The organism is Amycolatopsis sp. FU40 (assembly GCF_021903635.1).
Classification (GTDB): Bacteria; Actinomycetota; Actinomycetes; order Mycobacteriales; family Pseudonocardiaceae; genus Amycolatopsis; species Amycolatopsis dendrobii.
This window is the reverse complement of sequence record NZ_CP091381.1, coordinates 7,291,398-7,311,294: the sequence shown is the minus strand read 5'-3', so window position 1 is coordinate 7,311,294 and position 19,897 is coordinate 7,291,398. Positions and strand designations below refer to the sequence as shown.

Genomic DNA, 19,897 nt, shown 5'->3' with positions numbered 1-19,897 from the left:
ACACATCATGGCGCAGGTCACGCTACGCGCAAGTCCCCGGAAAACCGATCAGTCGGAAGTGGGGTCGAAGGAGGTGACGCACGCGCCGTCCGCCGCGTCGTCGTCGGTCTCCACCCGGCCCTCGCTGGAGGTGCCGTCGACCTTGGCGTCGACGTGCACGATGGTCCGGCCCGCGGTCCGCAGCACGTCCGTCTTGCGAACGGTCAGCTTCGTTTCGCCGTAGATCCACTGCTGGGTGCCGCTGCGGGTGGTGTCCGGCGCGTCCCGGCACATGACGGACAACGCCCCCGGGATGTCGCGCGCGTTGACCGCGTCGATGAACTTCGTCGCGGCGTCCGTTCCGTCCTTGACCTGGGGACGCGGCTTCGGATCGGTCGACAGGCTGGCCAGCGGCGCCGGTTCGCCGCCCGACTTGGCGTCGCGCACGCACCACCCGTTGCCGTCCGGGATGATCGCGATGCCGTAGGTCAGGTCGCCCGCGGTGATCGTGGCCGCGCGCTCCTGCTGGCCGGTCGGATGCACCGGATTGCTGATCTTCGCCTCGCCCCTCGCGTTCCGGAAGAACTCGTCGGCGGTGTAGGTCCGCTTCGACCGGATCTTGCACCACAGCCGATCCAGCCCGGTCTGCTCGGTGATCGAGTTCGCGACCGACTGGGCCGTCTGCTCCGGCGTGCCCCGCGACGTCGTGTCCAGCTTCTCCTTGAAGAACCCCGGCGTCACCCAGCCGGTGAACGCGACCGCGCCGCCGAGCACCACGACCGCCGCGCCGAGCGAGATCCACAGCCCGGCCTTCGACTTCTTCTTCGGCGGCTGCGGGTAGTGCCCGAAAGACGGCGGGTACTGCTGCTGGAACTGCCCAGGCCGCGGCCCGCGCGGCGGAACAGGACCCTGCTGCGGGTATGGGCCCTGCGGCGGGTGGTTCATGTCTCCCCCTCGATACCGGTCTGTCTGCCGGTCAGGCTAGTGAAGTACGCTTCAAGTGCACCCACGACCTGCAGAAATAAGGAGCAGCCAGCCGTGGCTCGAGTCGTTGTCGACGTCATGCCCAAACCCGAGATCCTCGACCCGCAGGGCCAGGCGGTGGCGCGCGCGCTGCCGCGGCTGGGCTTCTCCGGGGTCGCCGACGTGCGCCAGGGGCGGCACTTCGAACTCGAGGTCGACGACGACGTCGATGACGAGACGCTGGCCAAGATGGCCGAGGGCTTCCTCGCCAACCCGGTGATCGAGCAGTGGACGATCCGGCGGGTGGAGGCGTGAGCGCCCGCATCGGCGTCATTACTTTCCCGGGCACGCTCGACGACGGCGACGCCGCCCGCGCGGTCCGCTACGCCGAGGCCGAGGCGGTTTCGCTCTGGCACGCCGACGACGACCTGAAGGGCGTCGACGCGGTCGTCGTCCCGGGCGGCTTCTCCTATGGCGACTACCTGCGCGCCGGCGTGATCGCCCGCTACGCGCCGGTGATGTCCTCGGTCATCGACGCCGCGCGCAAGGGCATGCCGGTGCTCGGCATCTGCAACGGCTTCCAGATCCTGTGCGAGGCCGGTCTGCTTCCCGGCGCGATGATCCGCAACGTCGGCCTGCACTTCGTATGCCGCGACCAGTGGCTGCGCGTGGACAACAACGCCACCGCGTGGACCACGCGCTACGAGGCGGGCGCGGAGATCCTGATTCCGCTCAAGAACAACGACGGCTGCTACGTCGCCGAGCAGTCCACTGTGGACATGCTGGAGGCGGAGGGCCGGGTGGCGTTCCGCTATGTCGGGGGCAACCCGAACGGCTCCCGCAACGACATCGCGGGCGTCACCAGCGAGAACGGCCGAGTGGTCGGTCTCATGCCGCACCCGGAGCACGCGATCGACGCCCTCACCGGCCCGTCCGACGACGGCCTCGGCATGTTCTACAGCGCGGTCGACGCGCTCGTGAAAGCCTGAACCAAACGTCCGTGAGGGGAACCTTGAGGGAAGCGGATTCCCTCAAGGTTCCCCTCACGGCTTTTACTTGCTGTGATCGCTGGAGAGCCAGCGCTCGGTGCGCACCCGCACCAGCACCGAATTCTCCGTGAGCGAGCCCTCGACGAACTTCCGCGCCTCGGCCTCGGGCGCGTACCGCGTAGCGATGGCGAGCGCCTGTTCCTCGGTCGGCGCCGAGGACCGGTCCACGACCGGACCGGACACCGTGACGTACTTGTACGGCTGGGTTTCCTGCTGCACCGTCAGGCTCAGCCGGCCCGCCGCCTCGATCGCGCGGTCCTTCGCCGATCCGCGGTCCATCCAGATCAGCAGGTCGCCGCCGGGCTCGTAGTCGTACCAGACCGGCACGGCGAGCGGAGCCGCGCCGTCCCGGCCGATCGACAGCACGCCCACTCGCTTCTCGGCGAGGAACTTCTCTCGTTCGTCCACCGTCATGACCGCCATCCGGCGTCACCCCCAGGCTAGGAAGATCAGGATCCGCTTGAGGCCAACGCCGGATTTATGGCGAACATTCCGGATTCAGCTTGCTGCCTCGGCGAAGCAGCGGCAGATAACACTGCTCAGCTGGCCGCCTCGACCAGGCTTGATCAAGAACCACCCGCCGCGATCAAGTCCTGATGTGGGCCGAGCTCCGTGATCTCGATCACTGTGCGGCCTTCGAGCACCGCGTTCAGCGATCGTTCCAGCTCTCGCGCCGAACCGGTGTCCAGCAGAGACGTCGCCTCGTCCAGATCCGTGAAGGGAATCAGCCGGGACTCCGAGTCCCGCACAGTTCCCTTCACGGACTTGGGCTGGGCTGACCGTGTTCAGCCGAGTCGGAACACCAGTGCCGCGGACTGCCCGCTGTAGATCCCGCGGACTCCGAAAACGACCCCGTCTGCCCAGAACAAACGGCAGAACCACGGTGCCAAGCGGCGATCGCCGGAACCCCTGAGCGAGACCGTGCGCACGGGAGTCACAGCTCCGGTGTCCAGTGAGAACTTGACGATGCGCTGATCGGGACTGTCCTGGCCAGCGGAGACCACGGCGATCACCTGCCCGTGGTCCACCGCGAGCGGTGCCGCGACAATGCCGCCGCCGGGCGCCGGGGCTTCCCAGCGTTTGGCACCGGTGCGGAGGTCGAACGCGGCGAGGCGATTGGGCTTCTGCGGGCTTGTCAGCGCGAGCATCGTGGTGCCCGTGACGAGTGCTCGCGAACGTCGATGTGACGTGCCGTTGGAGATCCCGCTCAGGCTGTAGCCGAATCCGTCGTCGCCCATGAAGCCGTTCAACGCGTCTCCGGCCTCGATGGTGGAAACCGGTTCGAGCGAGTCGTCGAGAGTTTCGTACACCCCTTTCGATGCATCGCTGAGGTAGGCGACCAGTGGCGACGCGCTCACCCACGCCATCGTGAGGTAGGACTTGCTCTTCACGAACTCGTTGTGCTGCTTGGGTTTTCCGGTCGCGGGATCGACGGCAACGGCGACGTACAAGTCGTCGCCGGAGTCCTTGGCGCTGCAGTGGGACAGCAGCACGAAGTCCGTGCTCCGCGGCATCCCGTCCGACGGGATGCAGTTCGAGTACACCTTCTCGTCGGTCGGTGGCGTGACCTCGGACCAGCGGACGGCGCCGGTGGCCGCGTCCAGCCCGAGAAGTTGTTGGTAGTGCACGACCACGACCGAACCGCCGACGATCTCCAGCACTGCGTGCTCGTCGAGTTTCGCCTCCGATGGGCTTCCCGACGAGGTGATGGGCATTGCCCGCTGCCACAGCAGCTTTCCCGCGTTGACATCCAGCACGGCCGCGCTCGAGCAGAGATCCCCATAGCCGACGGCGATGTGGTTATCGACGACAGAGGTGCTCGCCCCGCAGAAATGGCCGGAGGGGGAGGGGATCCTCCAGCGTTCCTTGCCGTCGCTCCGTGCGTACGCGACCGCATAGGTGTCGTTCACCAGCACCAGATCGTCGCCCACGACCCAGGAATCGATGCCGTTCTCGTAGGGCGGGACCCGGTCCGATCCCAGCTGCCACGGACCCGCCTGGGACACCGCGATCGCGTGGCCGGGCACCGTGCCGCTGTTGAGTGCGAGCGGTACCGCGATCGCCGCGATCACCACGGCGGCCAGAAATGCCGAGCTTGCGAGGAGAGCCCGCCGGCCACCCATTTTCTCAATCACTACCCGCTCCCCCCTTTCGATGCGGGTAGTGTATTTGGGGAAATCTGATCTCACCAAAGTTCCGCGGCAGCTTTCGCCGCGCCAGATTTGTCGTCCGGGAATCGCGCTTTAGCTCGCCGCCTCAACCAGCCGCGAGTACGGGCCGCCAGCCGCGATCAGGTCCTGATGCGGGCCGAGCTCGGTGATCCGGCCGCCCTCGACCACCGCGACCCGGTCCGCCGCAGCGGCCGTGTGCAGCCGGTGCGCGATCGCGATCACTGTGCGGCCTTCGAGCACCGCGTTCAGCGACCGTTCCAGCTCGCGCGCCGAACCGGTGTCCAGCAGCGAGGTCGCCTCGTCCAGCACCAGCGTGTGCGGGTCGGCCAGCACGACCCGGGCCAGCGCCAGTTGCTGCGCGAGACCGGCCGGAACCGCGTACGCGCCTGAGCCGAGCTTCGTGTCCAGCCCGTCCGGCAGCCCGGCCGCCCACTCCGCGGCACCGGCGGATGCGAGCGCGGCCATCAGTTCCTCGTCGGTCCAATCCCCGCCGTCGCGCCGGGCGGGCAGCGCCAGGTTTTCGCGCAGCGTGCCGGAAAACGTGTGGTGCTCCTGCGTCAGCAGCAGAACCTCGCCGCGCAGCACGTCGTCCGCGAGTGTCGACACCTCGGTGCCGCCGACGCGGATCGAACCCGCCGTCGGCGCCGAGATCCCGGCCAGCAGCCTGCCCAGCGTCGACTTGCCCGCACCGGACGGCCCGACGATCGCCAGCCGTTCTCCTCGCGGCACGCTCAAACTGATGCCGTGCAGCACCTCGCGGTCGGAGGTGTAGCCGAACCGGACGTCGCGCACCTCGATGTCGCGCCCGCGCGGCACCTCGGTGACTTTGTCCGCCGATTCGGCCGGCTGCACGCCGATGATCCGGCGCGTCGCGGCTATCGCGACCTGCAAGTCCTCCAGCCAGAACAACGCCTCGCTGAGCGGAGCGGTCATCGCCTGCGCGTACGCCAGCATCGTGGTGATCGTGCCGAGCCCGGCCCAGCCCTGGCTGTAGGCGAACAAACCCAGCAGCAGGAGCGCGGCGATCGGCAGCACGTAGCTGATCTCGAGCGACGGCAGCCAGCGCATCTGCAGCGCACGCATCCGGCGTTCGCCGAGCGTCGCCTGGTCGAGCGCGTGATGCCCGGCGCGGACTCGCCGTTCGGTGAGGCTGAGCGCCTCCGACGTCCGCGCGCCCTCCACGGTCTCGTGGGTGATCGACTGCAGATCGCCCCAGCGGTCGAGCATCCACGCGAACGCGCTCGGGATCTTCCGCTGATACCAGATGTTCACCGGCACCAGGATCGGAACCGCCACCAGCAGGGCCAGCGCGAGCAGCGGCGAGGTCACGATCATCGCGATGGTGGTGAACAGCAGGGTTACCGCGGCGATCAGGATCTCCGGCGCGGCGAACCGCACCGCGACGTCCAGCCGGTTGATGTCGGTGGTCGCCCGGCTGAGCAGGTCGCCGGTGCCGGCCGCCTCGACAGTGCCGAGCGGCAGGTCGAGCGCGTTCGTGACGAACCGTTCGCGGGTCTGCGCCAGCACCCGCTCGCCGAACATCCGGCCGCGCAGCCGCGCCGCCTTCCTCGCCCACGCCTGCAGCACGAGCACCACCACGAACGCCACTGCCAGCAGGTCCACCTGCAGCGTCGTGCCGTGTTCGACCACGCCGTCCACAAGCTTGCCGAGCAACTGCGGACCGGCCAGCCCGACCACGGTGGCCAGGCAGAACAGCCCGAGCATCACGGAGAACTCGCGCCGGTGCTCGACCGCCACGCGTTTCGCCCAGCGCCGCACTTCGCGTTTCGACGCCAGCGGGAGCCGCGTCGTCATACCGTCACTGCCTTTCCGTGCACGACCTCGTCGGCCACGTTCCTCCACAGTGGACTCTGGCTGAACACCACCGTGGTCCTTCCGGTCCGCAATTCCTTGGTGCGCTGGGTGATCCGGGCCTCGGTGTGCGCGTCGACCGCCGACGTCGGCTCGTCGAGCAGCAGCACGTCGGAGTCCATCGCCAGCGCGCGGGCCAGGCTCAGCCGCTGCCGCTGTCCGCCGGACACCTCGCGGCCGCGTTCGCCGATCAGCTCGTCGACGCCGCGCGGCAGGGCCTCGATGATGTCCTCGGCGTCCGCTGCGCGCAGCGCCGAGAAGATGTCGACCCCGCGCGGGTGCTCCGGGGTCAGCTGATCGCGCAGCACACCGGAAAACCACAGGTCCTGGTTGTGCGCGTACACCACCCGCCTGCGCAGTTCGGCGATCGCGACGCGATCCGCGGGTACCCCGCCGATCAGCGCCTGTTCGCCCTCGTCCGCGTCCGCGAACCGGCTCATCCGCGCGGCGATCGCCTCCGCCTCGGCGCCAAGGTCGACCACCGTCAGCTTGCCCGGCGCGATCCGGATTCCGCTGGCGGTGTCCACCAGCTCCAGCGGTCCGTCCGGCAGCGGCTGCGGCGACACCGGCTCGGCGAGCTTCGGCCGCAGAGCCAGCAGCCCGCACACCTTGCGCGCCGCGACCAGCCCCGAACTGAGCGAGCTGACCTGTTCGGTCGCCGTGGCGACCGGCACCACCAGGAACGCCGAAAGCCCGTAAAACGCCACCAGTTCGCCGACGCTGATCGTGCCGTCGAGCGCGAGCCGCGCGCCCAGCCAGGTGATCGCTACGGTGACCAGACCGGGCAGCAGCACCTCCGCGCCCGCCAGCCAGGATTCACTGCGCCCGACCTCGACCCCGGAGCGCCGCACCAGCTGGCTGGCGTCGCGGAACCGGGCGAGGAACCGCCGTTCGCCGCCGACGCCGCGCAGGATCCGCAGCCCGGACACGATGTCCGCGCCGAGCGCGTTCACCTCGCTCAGATTCTCCCGCTGCGCGGTTTTCCGCTTCTGCAGCGGCGCGAGCAGCGGACCGATGCCGAGCACCGCGAGCGGGACGCCGACCAGCGCGATCGTGCCCAGCACCGGCGAGGTGCCGAGCATCGCGATCCCGATGACCACGAACGCCACGATCGAACCGAACGTGCGGCCGATGACCTCGAACGCGTTGCCGACCCAGTTCATGTCCGACGACGTGACCGCGACGACGTTGCCGGTGGTGGTGGCGTCGCGCAGGGACGCGCCGATCCGGGTCGTGTGGTCGGTGACCAGGCGTTGGGTGGTGCCCGCGCCGTGGATCCACATGCCGTACGAAGCGAAGTGCAGTCCGGTGCCGAGCAGCGCCTGCGTCACGCCGAGCGCGGCCGCGATCAGCGCCCAGCGCCACAGCGCGGACGAGTCGCCCGCGGCGATCGCCCCGACGCCCCGGCCGATCACCAGCGGCAGCAGGGCGCTCGGCAGCGACCAGCCGGCCCCGGTGACGATCGCGGCGAGGACGAGCCCCGGCCGTGCGCGCAGGACCGCCAGCAGATACCGGACCGGCGTCGGACGTTCTGGGAGTCGGATGTCGGGAAAGCGGTACGTGGCGGAAAGCACGATCACTGACGCTAAGCCGCCGGGAGTGTCCAGCGCGACTGATTTATCCCCGCGCGAGCAGCCTGGGCGGCTGCGGGTGTGACCCGGCCGACACGTAGTCTTGGCCTTGTGGCGAACCCTGACACGGACACCGTGACCAGCACAGTTGACACCACCGCAGTGGCCGCGGCGACCCCGGAAACGAGCCAGCCGTACGTCGAACTCGGCCTCGCCGAAGACGAGTACGCGCGGATCCGGGAAATCCTCGGCCGCCGGCCCACCGACGCCGAACTCGCGATGTACTCGGTGATGTGGAGCGAGCACTGCTCCTACAAGTCCTCGAAGAAGCACCTGCGCTACTTCGGCGAGACCGCCACCGACGAGATGAAGGCCAAGATGCTGGCCGGCATCGGGGAGAACGCGGGCGTCGTCGACATCGGCGACGGCTGGGCGGTCACCTTCAAGGTGGAAAGCCACAACCATCCGTCCTATGTGGAGCCGTACCAGGGCGCGGCCACCGGCGTCGGCGGCATCGTGCGCGACATCATGGCGATGGGCGCGCGGCCGCTCGCGGTGCAGGACGCGCTGCGCTTCGGCCCGGCCGACGCGCCGGACACCAAGCGCGTGCTGCCCGGCGTGGTCGCGGGCGTCGGCGGCTACGGCAACTGCCTCGGCCTGCCGAACATCGGCGGCGAGCTGGTCTTCGACCCGTCGTACGCGGGCAACCCGCTGGTCAACGCGCTGTGCGTGGGCGCGATGCGCACCGAGGACCTGCACCTGGCGTTCGCGTCCGGTTCGGGCAACAAGATCATCCTGTTCGGCGCGCGCACCGGCCTCGACGGCATCGGCGGCGTGTCCGTGCTCGCCAGCGACACCTTCTCCGGCGACGAATCCGCGGCCGGCCGGCGCAAGCTGCCCAGCGTGCAGGTCGGCGACCCGTTCACCGAGAAGGTGCTCATCGAGTGCTGTCTCGACCTGTTCCGGGAGAAGCTGGTCGTCGGCATCCAGGACCTCGGCGGCGCCGGACTGTCCTGCGCGACGTCCGAGCTGGCCGCGGCCGGTGACGGCGGCATGCACATCTACCTCGACCGGGTTCCGTTGCGCGCCACCGGAATGACGCCCGCCGAGGTGCTCTCCAGCGAATCGCAGGAGCGCATGTGCGCGGTCGTTTCGCCGGAGAACGTCGAGGCGTTCATGGCGGTCTGCGCCAAGTGGGACGTCATCGCCACCGACATCGGCGAGGTCACCGACGGCGAGCACCTCGTGATCACCTGGAACGACGAGATCGTGGTCGACGTGCCCGCGCACACCGTCGCGCACCAGGGCCCGGTGTACGACCGCCCGATCGAGCGCCCCGCGTTCCAGGACGGTCTGATCGCCGACACCTCCGCGAACCTGCCGCGTCCGTCGACGCCCGAGGAACTGCGCGCGGACTTCCTGAAGCTCATCGCGTCGCCGAACCAGGCGTCGAAGGAATGGGTGACCGCGCAGTACGACCGCTACGTGCGCGGGAATTCAGTGCTGTCCCAGCCGTCCGACTCGGGCATGATCCGGATCGACGAGGAGAGCAACCGCGGCGTCTCGGTGGCCACCGACTGCAACGCGAAGTTCGTCTACCTCGACCCGTACCGCGGCGCGCAGCTCGCGCTGGCCGAGGCGTACCGGAACGTCGCCACCGGCGGCGCGACCCCGGTCGCGGTCTCCGACTGCCTCAACTTCGGCGCCCCGACCGACCCGGGCGTGATGTGGCAGTTCGAGCAGGCCGTGCACGGTCTCGCCGACGCGTGCGTCGAGCTGGGCATCCCGGTCACCGGCGGCAACGTCAGCTTCTTCAACCAGACCGGCGACACGGCGATCCTGCCGACCCCGGTGATCGCGGTGCTCGGCGTGATCGACGACGTCACCCGCCGCATCCCGACCGGCATCGGCGCGGAAGCGGGCGAGACCCTGCTGCTGCTCGGCGACACCCACGACGAGCTGGACGGTTCGGCCTGGGCCCGCGAACTGCACGGGCACCTCGGCGGCGTCCCGCCCCGCGTCGACCTGGCCCGCGAGAAGCTGCTGGCCGACGTCCTGGTCGCCGGTTCGCGCGACGGCATGATCTCCGCCGCGCACGACCTCGCCGACGGCGGTCTGGCACAGGCCCTCACCGAGACTGTCCTCATCGGACAGTGCGGGGCCCGGGTGTTCCTCGACCGCGACCAGGACCCGTTCGTGCAGCTGTTCTCCGAGTCGTCCGGCCGCGTTCTGGTGGCGGTCCCGCGCACGGAGGAGCTGCGGTTCACCGAGATGTGCACCGCCCGCGGCCTGCCGTGGCGCAAGACCGGCGTCGTCGACCCGGATTCCGGAACGCTGGAGATCCAGGGCATCACGGAGTTCTCCCTTGAGGAGCTCCGCGAGACTTGGGAGAAGACGCTCCCGGCTCTGTTCGACTGAGCCCTCGTGAGTGCCGGTGCTGACCGGCACCGGCACTCACGACCGGAAGGTGACCGCCTCCGCCAGCTCTGCCCGCGGAATCGCTGGCCGAGGCTCGTCCGGATCGGCATATCCGATCGACATGCCGCAGCCGAGGACATATCCGGCCGGCGGCTCCGCGATCGCCGTGACGCTCCGGTGGTAACGGCCCCACGCGATCTGCGCGCAGCTGTCGAGCCCTTCCCCGCGGAGCAGCAGCATCACGGTCTGCAGGAACATCCCCGCGTCCAGCCATTGCGGGGGAAGCATCTGTTCGTTCAGGTAGCAGAACAGCGCGACCGGAGCGCCGAAGCAGTCCCAATTCCGGACCCGGACCCGCTCGCGGCCCGCGTGGTCCTCCCGCGCGACCCCGACCGCGCCGTAGCGCAGCGCTCCTAGCTCCTCCATCCGCCGCGCGTACTGCTCGGGCAGGGCTGGCGGATAGGGCAGCACCTGAGGCGGATCGCCGGTATCGCCGTCCGCGATGCGCTCCCCGACCAGGTATTTCAGCTCGGCCAGCTTCGCGCCGGACAGGACGTAAATCCGCCACGGCTGCAGATTTCCCCCGGAAGGGGCGCGCAACGCCGTGGTGAGGACTCGGGTCAGGACTTCGCCGGGTACTGGCTTGCCGAGGAAGCCGCGGACAGACCGCCGGGAACGCACCGCTTCGTAGACGTCCACGGTTTCTTGATGCTACTCAGATCGGCACCGCGACATAGCCGCCATTCTGCGGTTTCAGTTCCCATCCGTCCGGCGGCCGCGCCTCCGTCGCGTTCGCGAAAGTCGTCCCGCCGAACAGGACTTCCTTCGCGAAAGTCGCACCCTTGAAGGTGGTCCGCCCGGCGAAGGCGGTGCCGGAAAAGTCGGCCCGCTCGGAAAACTCGGTGCCGGAGAACCAGGCCCGGTCGAGGAAAGTCGTTCCGCGGCAACGGAAAACGCCCACCAGACGGCCGGGCCCGGTGCCCGCGGCGGTGAAATAGACCTGCCCGGTGAAGACGCAGCCGCTGAGATTCGTGCTGCTGTACAGCGAAGCGTGCCGCAGCAGCAGTCCGCCGATCCGGCGGTGGGAAAGGTCGAAATACTCCAGCACCGCGCCGGTCAGATCGAGATCCGGCCCTGGCCCGTCCACATCGGACGGTGGCAGCAGATCCCGGATGAGCCGTTGCGCGGTGAGCCGCACCTGCAGCTCGCGTTCCTCTTCCGGAGTGCCGCTCTTTTCCGACTTGGCATAGCGGCCGTGCGTGAACGGCCGCCGCAGATAAGAACACAGCACGTCCAGCACGGTCTGCCGATACTCCGGCCGCGTCCGTGCCAGCCCGGCCAGCGCGTGCAACGCCCCCACCCGCACCTGATCGGCCTCATGGCCGAGCAATTCGACCGCCTTGGCGAACCGCTCGTCGGAGATCCGCTCGCGGTCGACGTCGTGCCGCTGCTGCTCGATCACCTGCCGCGCCTCCTCGACGCGGCGACGGCGATCGTTGAGCCACAGTGCGTACAGCGCCACGACCGCGCCACCGGCGAGGCCGGCGGTTTTCAGCGCTTCGCTGCGGCTCGTCGCGGGGTCGGTGAGCAACCAGCCACCGACCCCGCACAGCAGTGCCACGGACGCGATCAACGTCCACAGCAGCGGCGAGCGCACCGGGTCAGAACGCCAGGATCAGGTAAAGCCCCACGCAGTAGCCGCCGCTGCGGTTCATGATGACCATCGTGCCGCTGGCGTCCTTGCCCGACAGTTTGCCGGTGATGCGGGCGCTCGTGGTGGCGCTGCCCGCGGTGACCTTGCTCAGCGTGAGCTGCGGGTCGCCGCTGGTGGTCTCGTCGATGCTGCGCTTCGACATGCTCTCGGTGCCCTGGCAGGCCATCGCGGTCGCCCCGGCGGCGTCCTTGGCGTTGAGCTTCGCGAGGAAGTCGTCGATGACCTGCTTCGCCTCGCCCGACGCCCCGCTCGAACCCGGGTCCTCGCTCGAATCCGTGGACGGCGACGACGAGTCGCTCGGCAGCGGGGCCTCCGACGACTGGGAGGGGGCCGGGGCGGGCGGCTGCGCCTGCGTGGTGCCCTTGTCGTCCTTGCTCAGGAAGAACCCCGGCGCGACGAATCCGGTGATGCCCAGCGCGACCACCACGACGACCGCGACGGCGATGCCGATCCACAGGCCGGTCTTGTTGTTCTTCGGCGGCTCGCCGCCCGGCCCGCCCGGGTATTGCCCCTGGTCCCAGCCCTGCTGCGGGAACTGCTGGGTGCCGCCGTACGGCTGCTGCTGGTACCCCGGGTACTGCTGCTGGGCGTTCGGATCCCACGCGGGCTGCTGCTGGGCGTTCGGGTATCCGCCCGGCTGCTGGGCCTGGTTGGGGTCCCACCCCGGCTGCTGCGGCACCCCGCCTGAGCCGGGCTGCTGCCAGCCCTGGCCGTAGGGGTCCCCGCCCTGTCCGGGCTGCGGTGGGTAAGTCATGTCCGGTTCCGCCTTCCTGCTGCACCGACTCGCGCCGCGGTCTGACGCCCCGCCGGCTCAGGCGGTTCCGTCTCCGCCCCAGGTCTGCATTGTGCAAGGCGGGTAAAGCTCGCACAAAAGCGGCTCCCGGCCGCCCCGCCCGGCAGGAGGCGGGGAGAACCGGGAGCCGCGTCCGTGCGCGCCGTCAGGTCAGCCGTTGGCGAGTGCCTGCAGCCGGTCGTAGGCGCCGTTGAACGTGTCCTGGTCCAGCGGGCTCGAGGTGTACTGCCACACGGTGTAGTAGCCCCAGTTGTACGGAAGCGTCCCGGCCGAGGACGCGTACCGAGCGACCCACAGCGGCGCGGTGCTGGAGAAATCGCCGCTGACGCACTGGTTCCACCAGTTCGTCGACGTGTAGATCACCGGCCAGCGGCCCGTTTTCGCGTGATAGGTGTCGTGGAAGTCCTTGATCCACGCCGTCATCGACGCCTTGCTCAGGCCGTAACAGGTCGCGCCGTAGGGGTTGTACTCCATGTCCAGTGCGCCGGGCAGCGTCTTGCCGTCGGCCGACCATCCGCCGCCGTGCGCGACGAAGTAGGTCGCCTGCGCCGCGCCGCTGGAGGTGTTCGGAGTGGCGAAGTGGTAGGCGCCGCGGATGAAGCCCTGGTTGTAGGAACCGTTGTACTGCTGGGCGAAGTACGGGTTCGTGTAGCTGGTGCTCTCGGTCGCCTTGGTCCAGACGAATCGCTTGCCCTGGCTCCACCAGTTGCCCCAGTTGACGTTGCCCTGGTAGCTGGCGACGTCCATGCCCGCGACGGTGGCCGCCACCTGGTTCGGCAGCGCGGCGGCGGGTTGCGGTTGCTGGGCGGCGGCTTTTGTCTCCGGGGTGGACTGATCCCCCTCGACTCGCCGGATCTGCGACCCCATGGCGTGATTGTTCGCCTGGATGTCGGTGTTGACGGCGTTGATCTCCCGCGCCGAAAGCGGGGAAGCCGCCGGGGCGGCCGTCGCCTCGGTCGAAGCGCCGAGCAGGAGCGCGACAACCGGGACGGTCAGAGCGGAAAGCAGCGCGGTGCGCCGCCCTCTTCGGGAAGTGGACATCGTCGATCCCTTCACAGATACCCTCGCGGAGGGCGGCTATGTGCAGGTAGCCGCCACGGGGGAGATTCTTGAGGACGAATCGTCGTTTGTCATCAAGTTCCGTGAAGATGAATGGGCGAGTGGGTGATTTTCATCGGGCGGTGATGACTAATTCGTGACAACGTCACGAATGTTCACCCGAATGCCAGATTGCGTAGCGCTGTCTGGGTTCCGTTGAGCCAGTTCTGGTCGCCGGGCAGGGTCCCGCTGTTCGAGAACTGCCAGATGGCGTGCTGTCCCCAGCCGGCCGGGAGCTCGCCGATGAAGGAGTTGTAGCGCGCGATCCAGAGTGGATTCCCTCCGAAAGAAGGGTTGTTTCCGGTGCAGCGTTTCCACCAACTGGTCGAGGTATAGATCGTCGGCAGCCGCCCGGTGCGGGCGCGATAGGTGTCGGAGAACGCGCGGACCCACGCGACCATCCCGTTCGCGTCCTTGCCGTAACACGTTTCGCCGTAGGGGTTGTATTCCATGTCGAGTGCGCCCGGAAGCGTCTTGCCGTCGGCCGACCATCCGCCGCCGTGCGCGAGGAAGTAGTTGGCCTGCGAGGCGCCGTCGGACACGTCCGGCCGCGCGAAGTGGTAGGCGCCGCGGACGATCCCGGCTTGGTAGGAACCGTTGTACTGCTGGGCGAACTGCCCGCTGACGAACCCGGTGCCCTCGGTCGCTTTCACGTACACGAACTTCGCGCCCGCTCCCGCCGCGGCGGGCCAGTCGACCGGGCCCTGGTGTCCGCTGACGTCGTGGCCGAGGTACTGGTCTTGCGCGGTGTACGAGATGTTCGGCGCTCCCAGAACGCCTTCGTGCTTCGCGATTTGCGAACCGGCGTAGTTGTCTGCGGCCCCGGCGTAGCTCGGCGCCGCCTCCGCCGTTTCGCACAGGGACGTGCCGGTGATCCCGGCGAAGAGAACCGCGCTCCAGCGCAGCAGCAGATGACGCTTCACCCAGGACTCCTCACCGGACGCGTGTACTCCTACTGCGTCACGATGCCCGGATGCGCGGGTTTCGGCGAATCATGATCACTCGGCAGTGTGGTCTGCCCAGGTCAGCGCCGTTCTTCGGCCAGCGCCTTCATCAGGTGCTCGGCCGGGACGACGGCGGTGATCAGGTCGTGCGGGTTGATCGCGAGCGGATGCCCGGCGAGCAGCCCGACGATGTCGCGGCCGAGCACCGCCCGGGCGTGCGGCCATTCGCGCGGCACGAGCGACTTCGACGTGTACGCCGGCACCATCACCCTGCCGTCGGCGTTGTGGAAGCCGATCACCGTGCGCTGCACCGGGGACAGGGCGTAGACCAGCAGCGTCGAATCGAGGATGACGCGCGGCAGGTCCTCGGCGGGCCGGTGTTCGGTCCGGACCATTTGCAGCAGCCGCTCGAGTTCGTTGCGCGGTTCGGGAAAACCGAGCGCCTTCGGCGAGGGCCGGTACCGGTCGTTGGGGTGGAAGTCCTCGACGACCTCTCCCGTCCCGTTCACCGGATACGCGCCGACGACCGCCCACGACGGCACCGGACCGCGGGCGTCGAAGGCCTCGTCGATGACATACAGCCAGCTGTTCGGGTTCGTCCGCGCGTTGGCCCGCATCTCGGGAGTGATCTCGGGTTTTCCTTGCGGGCCGCGGCGGGGATAAGCGTTCCGGCGCGCGCGTTTGCCCGCCGGGGTCCGGGAAACCATCCGATCTGCCTCGTCCCGCTGCGCCATCGCCGTCCCTCGGTGCCGGGTGCCTGAAACTCCGTCCGCGGCCACTCTACTGTTGTCGCATGGCCTCTTCGCGTTCGGTCGATCCCGCTCAGTTACGAGCGGCGGTGCTGGCCGTTTCGGACTGGTTGCGTGGTGCCGGACCGGATCCGGCGCGCACTGAGCTGGCCGCCGCGGTGCGCGCGACGCTGCGGACGCTCGCGCAGGACGCGCCAGGTCACACGGTCGAGGTCCGGGTGCCGCCGTACGCCGCGGTGCAGTGCATCGAAGGCCCGCGGCACACCCGCGGCACGCCCCCCAACGTCGTCGAGACCGACCCGCGGACCTGGCTCGAACTGGCCACCGGCCTCCTGGACTGGGACGACGCGCTCGGCGCCGCCCGGGTGTCCGCCTCGGGCAGCCGCGCGGACCTTTCGCACTGGCTTCCGGTCGTGCGGATCTGATTTTCCGAGGGCAATTGTTCTCTCAGGAGTGTCTTCTGAGGCACACACTCCGTAGAATCCCCTGAGCCGAGGCCTGTGCCACGCTGTCCGGGGCAGTGCCTTGCGTGTACTTTGGGTAGTCGGATTGCGATTCCCGAGATGAACGAGCGGCGATGGAAGGGCCCTGGTCATGAACGCGGTAGGCGTGTCCGCCGGCGAGCAGAGCCTCGGCCCGACAGCGCGCCGGATGATCCTCGGCTCGCAGCTTCGCCGGTTGCGCGAGGAAGCCGGGATCACGCGCCAGCAGGCCGGTTACAACATCCGCGGTTCGGAATCGAAGATCTCCCGGCTGGAACTCGGTCGCGTCGGCTTCAAGGAACGCGACGTCGCCGACCTGCTCACCATGTACGGAGTCTCCGACGAGGACGAGCGCAAAGCGTTCCTCGACATGGTCAAGCAGTCGAACGAGGCGGGCTGGTGGCGCAAGTTCGGGGAGACGGTGCCCGGCTGGTTCACCGATCTCGTCGGCCTTGAGGAAGCGGCGTCCCGCATCCAGATCTGGGAGCCGCTGTTCGTGTCGGGCCTGCTGCAGATCGAGCCCTACGCGCGAGCGATCTTCAGCCACGGCCGCCCGGAAATGGCCGACGAACGCGTCGACCAGCTGGTAGCCCTGCGCATGCGGCGGCAGAAGATGCTGGCCCGCCCGGACGCGCCGCGGATCTGGGCGGTGCTCGACGAATCGGTGCTGTACCGGCCGATCGGCGGGCCGAAGGTGTTCCGGCAGCAGCTGGAGTACCTGCTCGAGGTCACCACTCTGCCGCACGTTTCGGTGCAGATCCTGCCGTACTGCCGAAGCGGCTTGTCGGCGGAGCACGCGTTCTCGCTGCTGCGCTTCGCCGAGGCGGAACTGCCGAACATCGTCTACGTCGAGTACCTCACCGGCGCGCACTACCTGGACAAGCGCGACGAGATCGAGAAGTACGGCCGGGCACTGGACCTGCTCGCGGTCGACGCGGAGACCCCCGAACGCAGCCGGGCCCGCATCGCCAAGCGCAAGGCCGAGATCTAAGCCTTCCTTCTTATTGCCGCACCGAGGCACCGTCCCCGGTGAAATTCTCCCTGCCGGGAATTCCGCTCCGCCCGTCCGAGCTGTCGGGTAGCCGAATAGAGAACGCCTCACCGCATTCTCATCACCGAGCGTGCATAAGTCCGGAAACCAGCTTCCACTGACCCGGTCGCAGTCCTTCCTATCGTTGCTCCGGCCATCACGGTAAGTGTTCTTCATTCACCCGCTGCACCCGGAGGCGGCGAGTCACGAACGCGGTGCGTTATCAGAACGCCAATATCGTGACTTAAGGTAATAATTAGCCCGTTAGGGTAGTGCTCGAATCACCTATTTGGGAACTTCTACTGAACCGTGTCGTCACGCAGTGAGAAATTTGCAGAAAATTCTGCACGTGCATTTACCGCTGCATGCGCGCGTGCTAGCGTCGAAGTCACAGGCAGATGCACATGCAGATTCCTGAGCTTTTCATCGTCCTTCCCGGAAGGTGGCATCATGGCTGAGCGGTTCGAGAACGGTATTCCGGCCGACCGTCTGACCGGCGCACAGTGGCGCAAGGCGAGCTACAGCGGCGCGGTAGGCAACTGTGTCGAAGTGGCCCCGCTGACCTCGGGCGAGATCGCGATGCGGAACTCCCGTTTCCCGGAGGGTCCGGCGCTCGTCTACACGCGTGCGGAAATGGCCGCGTTCCTCGCCGGCGCGAAGGACGGCGAATTCGACGATGTCCTCGGCTGAGACCGACGTCGTAGGCTCTGCCTTCGACATCGAGCAGGGCTTGCAGCAGCTCATCGCCCGCGGCTACCAGTTCGTCCACCCGACGAACGGAGCAGGCGAAGTGCAGGCCGTGGTCGGAGTGCGAGTCCACGACAACGTGGTGGACGTCGTCCGCTTGAACGCGGAAGACGACGTCGAGGCCACGCGCCTCCCTGGCAGCGAGCAGAACATCTTCGCCCCCGCGTCCACGCTGTGGCGCTCGCGCGGCGAAGCAAGCCAGGTACTGGGCGAAGTGCTGGCCCTCCCCGAGCGCCAACCGGCCTCCACTGCCGTTTCCACCGCGAACGGCTGCTGGGTCCCAGGCCGAGGCGGCCGCTCGAAGTGGCTGGCCGCCCGCTGATTCACCTCTCGCTCCGCGCTGTTCCCCACCGGTGCCCCTGATTTCAGGCCCCGTACGAAGTGGCCCAATCCACTTCGTACGGGGCCTGGCTCATTTCTCTTCCCCGCCGTTCCCCTCACGGCCACCCTGTCTGCGTTCGCGGACGACCCCGCGCGCCGCCTCCGCCGACAACCGCAACTCGCACGCCCGCTGATCCATGCAGCCATCCCCGCCCTGCACCCCGGTACGAAGCCGCCCTCAGGCCGTCAGCGCACTCGGCTTCGGGGTGCCTGCCCGCCAACCCCGCGGCAACGTCGCCGTCAGGCGACGAGCCGAACATCCGCTCCAAACCGAGATCACCGCTCACAAAGAACTCCCCCGTAGTGGTCAGAACCACCCCGCAACCCGCCGCACCCCCTCATCCACCCCTTACACTTGGACTCGGCCCGCCCGCGTCTTCCTGGGAGCTCCTCGGTGGTTTCCGACCCCTCCGCCAGTACTGATCGACCCGAAGATCAACCCGAACCGGAACCCCGTGAGGAGTGCGGCGTCTTCGGCGTCTGGGCTCCCGGGGAAGAGGTCGCCAAGCTCACCTACTACGGCCTCTACGCCCTGCAGCACCGCGGGCAGGAGGCAGCGGGCATCTCCGTCTCGGACGGCTCGCAGATCGTCGTGTTCAAGGACCTCGGGCTCGTCAGCCAGGTCTTCGACGAGCAGGTCCTGCAGTCGCTGCAGGGGCACATCGCCGTCGGGCACTGCCGGTACTCCACGACCGGGGCCACGATCTGGGAGAACGCCCAGCCGATCTTCCGCACCACGGACACCGGCAGCGGCCTGTCCTTCGCGCACAACGGCAACCTGGTCAACACCGCCGAACTGCGCGATCGCACGGTCGCCGCGGGGCTGAAGCCGCACGCCGGGCTCACCGGGTCCTCCAGCGACTCCGACCTGGTCTGCGGGCTGCTCGCCGCGAACGCCGCGGACAAGGGCATCGAGGCCGCCGCGCTGGAACTGCTGCCGACCCTCAAGGGCGCGTTCTGCCTGGTCTTCGCCGACGAGAACACCCTCTACGCGGCGCGTGACCCGCACGGCGTGCACCCGCTGGTGCTCGGTCGGCTGGAGCGCGGCTGGGTCGTGGCGAGCGAGACCGCCGCGCTCGACATCTGCGGCGCGTCGTTCGTGCGCGAGGTCGAGCCGGGCGAGCTGATCGCCATCGACGCCGAGGGGCTGCGCTCCTCTCGCTTCGCGAACCCGGAGCCCAAGGGCTGCGTCTTCGAATACGTCTACCTCGCCCGTCCGGACACGTCGATCGCCGGCCGCAGCGTGCACGCCACGCGTGTCGAGATCGGCCGCAAGCTGGCCGCCGAGCACCCGGTCGACGCCGATCTCGTGATGCCGGTGCCGGAGTCCGGCACCCCGGCCGCGATCGGGTACGCGCAGGGCTCCGGCCTGCCGTACGGCACCGGCCTGGTCAAGAACGCCTACGTCGGGCGCACCTTCATCCAGCCGTCGCAGACCATCCGGCAACTCGGCATCCGGCTGAAGCTGAACCCGCTGCGCGACGTCATCCGCGGCAAGCGCCTGGTCGTGGTGGACGACTCGATCGTCCGCGGCAACACCCAGCGCGCGCTCGTGCGGATGCTGCGCGAGGCCGGTGCGCTCGAGGTGCACGTGCGGATCGCGTCGCCGCCGGTGCGGTGGCCGTGCTTCTACGGCATCGACTTCGCCTCGCGCGCCGAACTCGTCGCCAACGGCGTCGACCTCGACGGCATCCGCCGTTCGATCGGGGCCGATTCGCTCGGCTACATTTCGCTGGACGGCCTGGTCGCGGCGTCCGAACAGCCGAAGTCGCGGCTGTGCACGGCCTGCTTCTCCGGCGAGTACCCGATTCCGCTGCCCGAGGACGCGCTCATCGGCAAGCACCTGCTCGAGAGCATGGACGCCGCAGGTGGCGCGGCGACTCCCGTCAGCGCCGCCGGGTACGGTGCCGAAGACGCCGTCCGGCGTCCGTGAACC

General features: G+C 68.7%; 21 protein-coding genes. 9 read left to right on the top strand and 12 right to left on the bottom strand.

Annotation, left to right across the window (positions count from 1 at the left end):
* Positions 1 to 48: 48 nt before the first annotated feature.
* The gene (locus L3Q65_RS34380; protein WP_237597567.1) at positions 49 to 924 is read right to left on the bottom strand and encodes a hypothetical protein; all 876 of its coding nucleotides are present in this window, start codon (positions 922 to 924) and stop codon (positions 49 to 51) included.
* 93 nt (positions 925 to 1,017) lie between these two features.
* Between L3Q65_RS34380 and purS the strand changes: the two genes are divergently transcribed.
* Together purS and purQ are read left to right on the top strand one after the other, a co-directional pair.
* The gene (gene purS / locus L3Q65_RS34375) at positions 1,018 to 1,257 is read left to right on the top strand and encodes a phosphoribosylformylglycinamidine synthase subunit PurS (RefSeq protein ID WP_037808692.1); all 240 of its coding nucleotides are present in this window, start codon (positions 1,018 to 1,020) and stop codon (positions 1,255 to 1,257) included.
* Complete coding sequence (gene purQ / locus L3Q65_RS34370; RefSeq protein WP_237597566.1) at positions 1,254 to 1,931, top strand: phosphoribosylformylglycinamidine synthase subunit PurQ; 678 nt, start codon at positions 1,254 to 1,256, stop codon at positions 1,929 to 1,931. Before purS ends, purQ begins: the two co-directional genes overlap by 4 nt.
* Before the next feature lie 63 nt (positions 1,932 to 1,994).
* On the opposite strand, the gene L3Q65_RS34365 is transcribed toward purQ, so the two are convergent.
* The 5 genes from L3Q65_RS34365 to L3Q65_RS34345 form a co-directional block, all read right to left on the bottom strand.
* Positions 1,995 to 2,414, bottom strand: coding sequence for a pyridoxamine 5'-phosphate oxidase family protein (locus tag L3Q65_RS34365; RefSeq protein WP_182892748.1), 420 nt, complete (start codon positions 2,412 to 2,414; stop codon positions 1,995 to 1,997).
* Positions 2,415 to 2,557: 143 nt separating this feature from the next.
* Complete coding sequence (locus tag L3Q65_RS34360; protein WP_237601043.1) at positions 2,558 to 2,740, bottom strand: hypothetical protein; 183 nt, start codon at positions 2,738 to 2,740, stop codon at positions 2,558 to 2,560.
* A gap of 36 nt (positions 2,741 to 2,776) precedes the next feature.
* Positions 2,777 to 4,126, bottom strand: a complete 1,350-nt coding sequence (locus L3Q65_RS34355) for a PQQ-binding-like beta-propeller repeat protein (protein WP_237597565.1) — start codon at positions 4,124 to 4,126, stop codon at positions 2,777 to 2,779.
* A 108-nt stretch (positions 4,127 to 4,234) separates the two neighbouring features.
* A complete protein-coding gene (locus tag L3Q65_RS34350; RefSeq protein ID WP_182892746.1) occupies positions 4,235 to 5,977 on the bottom strand; it encodes an ABC transporter ATP-binding protein in 1,743 nt (580 codons plus the stop codon).
* The gene (locus L3Q65_RS34345; protein ID WP_182892745.1) at positions 5,974 to 7,608 is read right to left on the bottom strand and encodes an ABC transporter ATP-binding protein; all 1,635 of its coding nucleotides are present in this window, start codon (positions 7,606 to 7,608) and stop codon (positions 5,974 to 5,976) included. The genes L3Q65_RS34350 and L3Q65_RS34345 overlap by 4 nt, the downstream gene beginning before the upstream one ends.
* Before the next feature lie 108 nt (positions 7,609 to 7,716).
* On the opposite strand from L3Q65_RS34345, the gene purL reads away from it, so the two are divergent.
* On the top strand, positions 7,717 to 10,023 hold the full coding sequence (gene purL / locus L3Q65_RS34340) for a phosphoribosylformylglycinamidine synthase subunit PurL (RefSeq protein ID WP_237597564.1): 2,307 nt from the start codon (positions 7,717 to 7,719) through the stop codon (positions 10,021 to 10,023).
* 36 nt (positions 10,024 to 10,059) lie between these two features.
* On the opposite strand, the gene L3Q65_RS34335 is transcribed toward purL, so the two are convergent.
* The 4 genes from L3Q65_RS34335 to L3Q65_RS34320 all read right to left on the bottom strand — a co-directional run bounded on the left by L3Q65_RS34335 (position 10,060) and on the right by L3Q65_RS34320 (position 13,571).
* Entirely contained in the window at positions 10,060 to 10,722 is a 663-nt protein-coding gene (locus L3Q65_RS34335; RefSeq protein WP_182892744.1) for a nitroreductase, read from the bottom strand.
* Between the two features lie 16 nt (positions 10,723 to 10,738).
* The gene (locus L3Q65_RS34330; protein WP_182892743.1) at positions 10,739 to 11,680 is read right to left on the bottom strand and encodes a pentapeptide repeat-containing protein; all 942 of its coding nucleotides are present in this window, start codon (positions 11,678 to 11,680) and stop codon (positions 10,739 to 10,741) included.
* Positions 11,681 to 11,684: 4 nt separating this feature from the next.
* Entirely contained in the window at positions 11,685 to 12,491 is an 807-nt protein-coding gene (locus tag L3Q65_RS34325) for a hypothetical protein (RefSeq protein ID WP_237597563.1), read from the bottom strand.
* A gap of 189 nt (positions 12,492 to 12,680) precedes the next feature.
* Positions 12,681 to 13,571 (bottom strand): lysozyme, encoded by an 891-nt coding sequence (locus L3Q65_RS34320; RefSeq protein ID WP_182892741.1) that lies wholly within the window; start codon positions 13,569 to 13,571, stop codon positions 12,681 to 12,683.
* On the opposite strand from L3Q65_RS34320, the gene L3Q65_RS47435 reads away from it, so the two are divergent.
* Positions 13,564 to 13,698 carry a hypothetical protein gene (locus L3Q65_RS47435; RefSeq protein ID WP_255443103.1) on the top strand — a complete coding sequence of 45 codons (135 nt, stop codon included), beginning with the start codon at positions 13,564 to 13,566 and terminating at the stop codon, positions 13,696 to 13,698. The genes L3Q65_RS34320 and L3Q65_RS47435 overlap by 8 nt on opposite strands.
* A 46-nt stretch (positions 13,699 to 13,744) precedes the next feature.
* On the opposite strand, the gene L3Q65_RS34315 is transcribed toward L3Q65_RS47435, so the two are convergent.
* Together L3Q65_RS34315 and L3Q65_RS34310 are read right to left on the bottom strand one after the other, a co-directional pair.
* Positions 13,745 to 14,533, bottom strand: coding sequence for a lysozyme (locus L3Q65_RS34315; RefSeq protein ID WP_220507647.1), 789 nt, complete (start codon positions 14,531 to 14,533; stop codon positions 13,745 to 13,747).
* Between the two features lie 119 nt (positions 14,534 to 14,652).
* Positions 14,653 to 15,306, bottom strand: coding sequence for a type VII secretion system-associated protein (locus tag L3Q65_RS34310; RefSeq protein ID WP_182892739.1), 654 nt, complete (start codon positions 15,304 to 15,306; stop codon positions 14,653 to 14,655).
* Between the two features lie 59 nt (positions 15,307 to 15,365).
* Between L3Q65_RS34310 and L3Q65_RS34305 the strand changes: the two genes are divergently transcribed.
* The 5 genes from L3Q65_RS34305 to purF all read left to right on the top strand — a co-directional run bounded on the left by L3Q65_RS34305 (position 15,366) and on the right by purF (position 19,894).
* Positions 15,366 to 15,746 (top strand): sterol carrier family protein, encoded by a 381-nt coding sequence (locus tag L3Q65_RS34305; RefSeq protein WP_182892738.1) that lies wholly within the window; start codon positions 15,366 to 15,368, stop codon positions 15,744 to 15,746.
* A gap of 169 nt (positions 15,747 to 15,915) precedes the next feature.
* Positions 15,916 to 16,794: a helix-turn-helix transcriptional regulator gene (locus L3Q65_RS34300; RefSeq protein WP_116204924.1), complete on the top strand. Its 879-nt coding sequence runs from the start codon at positions 15,916 to 15,918 to the stop codon at positions 16,792 to 16,794.
* A gap of 489 nt (positions 16,795 to 17,283) precedes the next feature.
* The gene (locus L3Q65_RS34295) at positions 17,284 to 17,523 is read left to right on the top strand and encodes a DUF397 domain-containing protein (protein ID WP_020664000.1); all 240 of its coding nucleotides are present in this window, start codon (positions 17,284 to 17,286) and stop codon (positions 17,521 to 17,523) included.
* Complete coding sequence (locus L3Q65_RS34290; protein WP_182892737.1) at positions 17,510 to 17,902, top strand: hypothetical protein; 393 nt, start codon at positions 17,510 to 17,512, stop codon at positions 17,900 to 17,902. Before L3Q65_RS34295 ends, L3Q65_RS34290 begins: the two co-directional genes overlap by 14 nt.
* A 453-nt stretch (positions 17,903 to 18,355) precedes the next feature.
* Positions 18,356 to 19,894 (top strand): amidophosphoribosyltransferase, encoded by a 1,539-nt coding sequence (gene purF / locus L3Q65_RS34285; protein WP_182892736.1) that lies wholly within the window; start codon positions 18,356 to 18,358, stop codon positions 19,892 to 19,894.
* Positions 19,895 to 19,897: the final 3 nt, after the last annotated feature.

Coding starts and splice junctions, on each gene's coding strand:
- L3Q65_RS34300 (WP_116204924.1), top strand. CDS start 15,916: ATGAACGCGGTAGGCGTGTCCGCCGGCGAGCAGAGCCTCGGCCCGACA.
- L3Q65_RS34350 (WP_182892746.1), bottom strand. CDS start 5,977: ATGACGACGCGGCTCCCGCTGGCGTCGAAACGCGAAGTGCGGCGCTGG.
- L3Q65_RS34380 (WP_237597567.1), bottom strand. CDS start 924: ATGAACCACCCGCCGCAGGGCCCATACCCGCAGCAGGGTCCTGTTCCG.
- L3Q65_RS34320 (WP_182892741.1), bottom strand. CDS start 13,571: ATGTCCACTTCCCGAAGAGGGCGGCGCACCGCGCTGCTTTCCGCTCTG.
- L3Q65_RS34305 (WP_182892738.1), top strand. CDS start 15,366: ATGGCCTCTTCGCGTTCGGTCGATCCCGCTCAGTTACGAGCGGCGGTG.
- L3Q65_RS34325 (WP_237597563.1), bottom strand. CDS start 12,491: ATGACTTACCCACCGCAGCCCGGACAGGGCGGGGACCCCTACGGCCAG.
- L3Q65_RS34310 (WP_182892739.1), bottom strand. CDS start 15,306: ATGGCGCAGCGGGACGAGGCAGATCGGATGGTTTCCCGGACCCCGGCG.
- L3Q65_RS34365 (WP_182892748.1), bottom strand. CDS start 2,414: ATGGCGGTCATGACGGTGGACGAACGAGAGAAGTTCCTCGCCGAGAAG.
- L3Q65_RS34290 (WP_182892737.1), top strand. CDS start 17,510: ATGTCCTCGGCTGAGACCGACGTCGTAGGCTCTGCCTTCGACATCGAG.
- L3Q65_RS34295 (WP_020664000.1), top strand. CDS start 17,284: ATGGCTGAGCGGTTCGAGAACGGTATTCCGGCCGACCGTCTGACCGGC.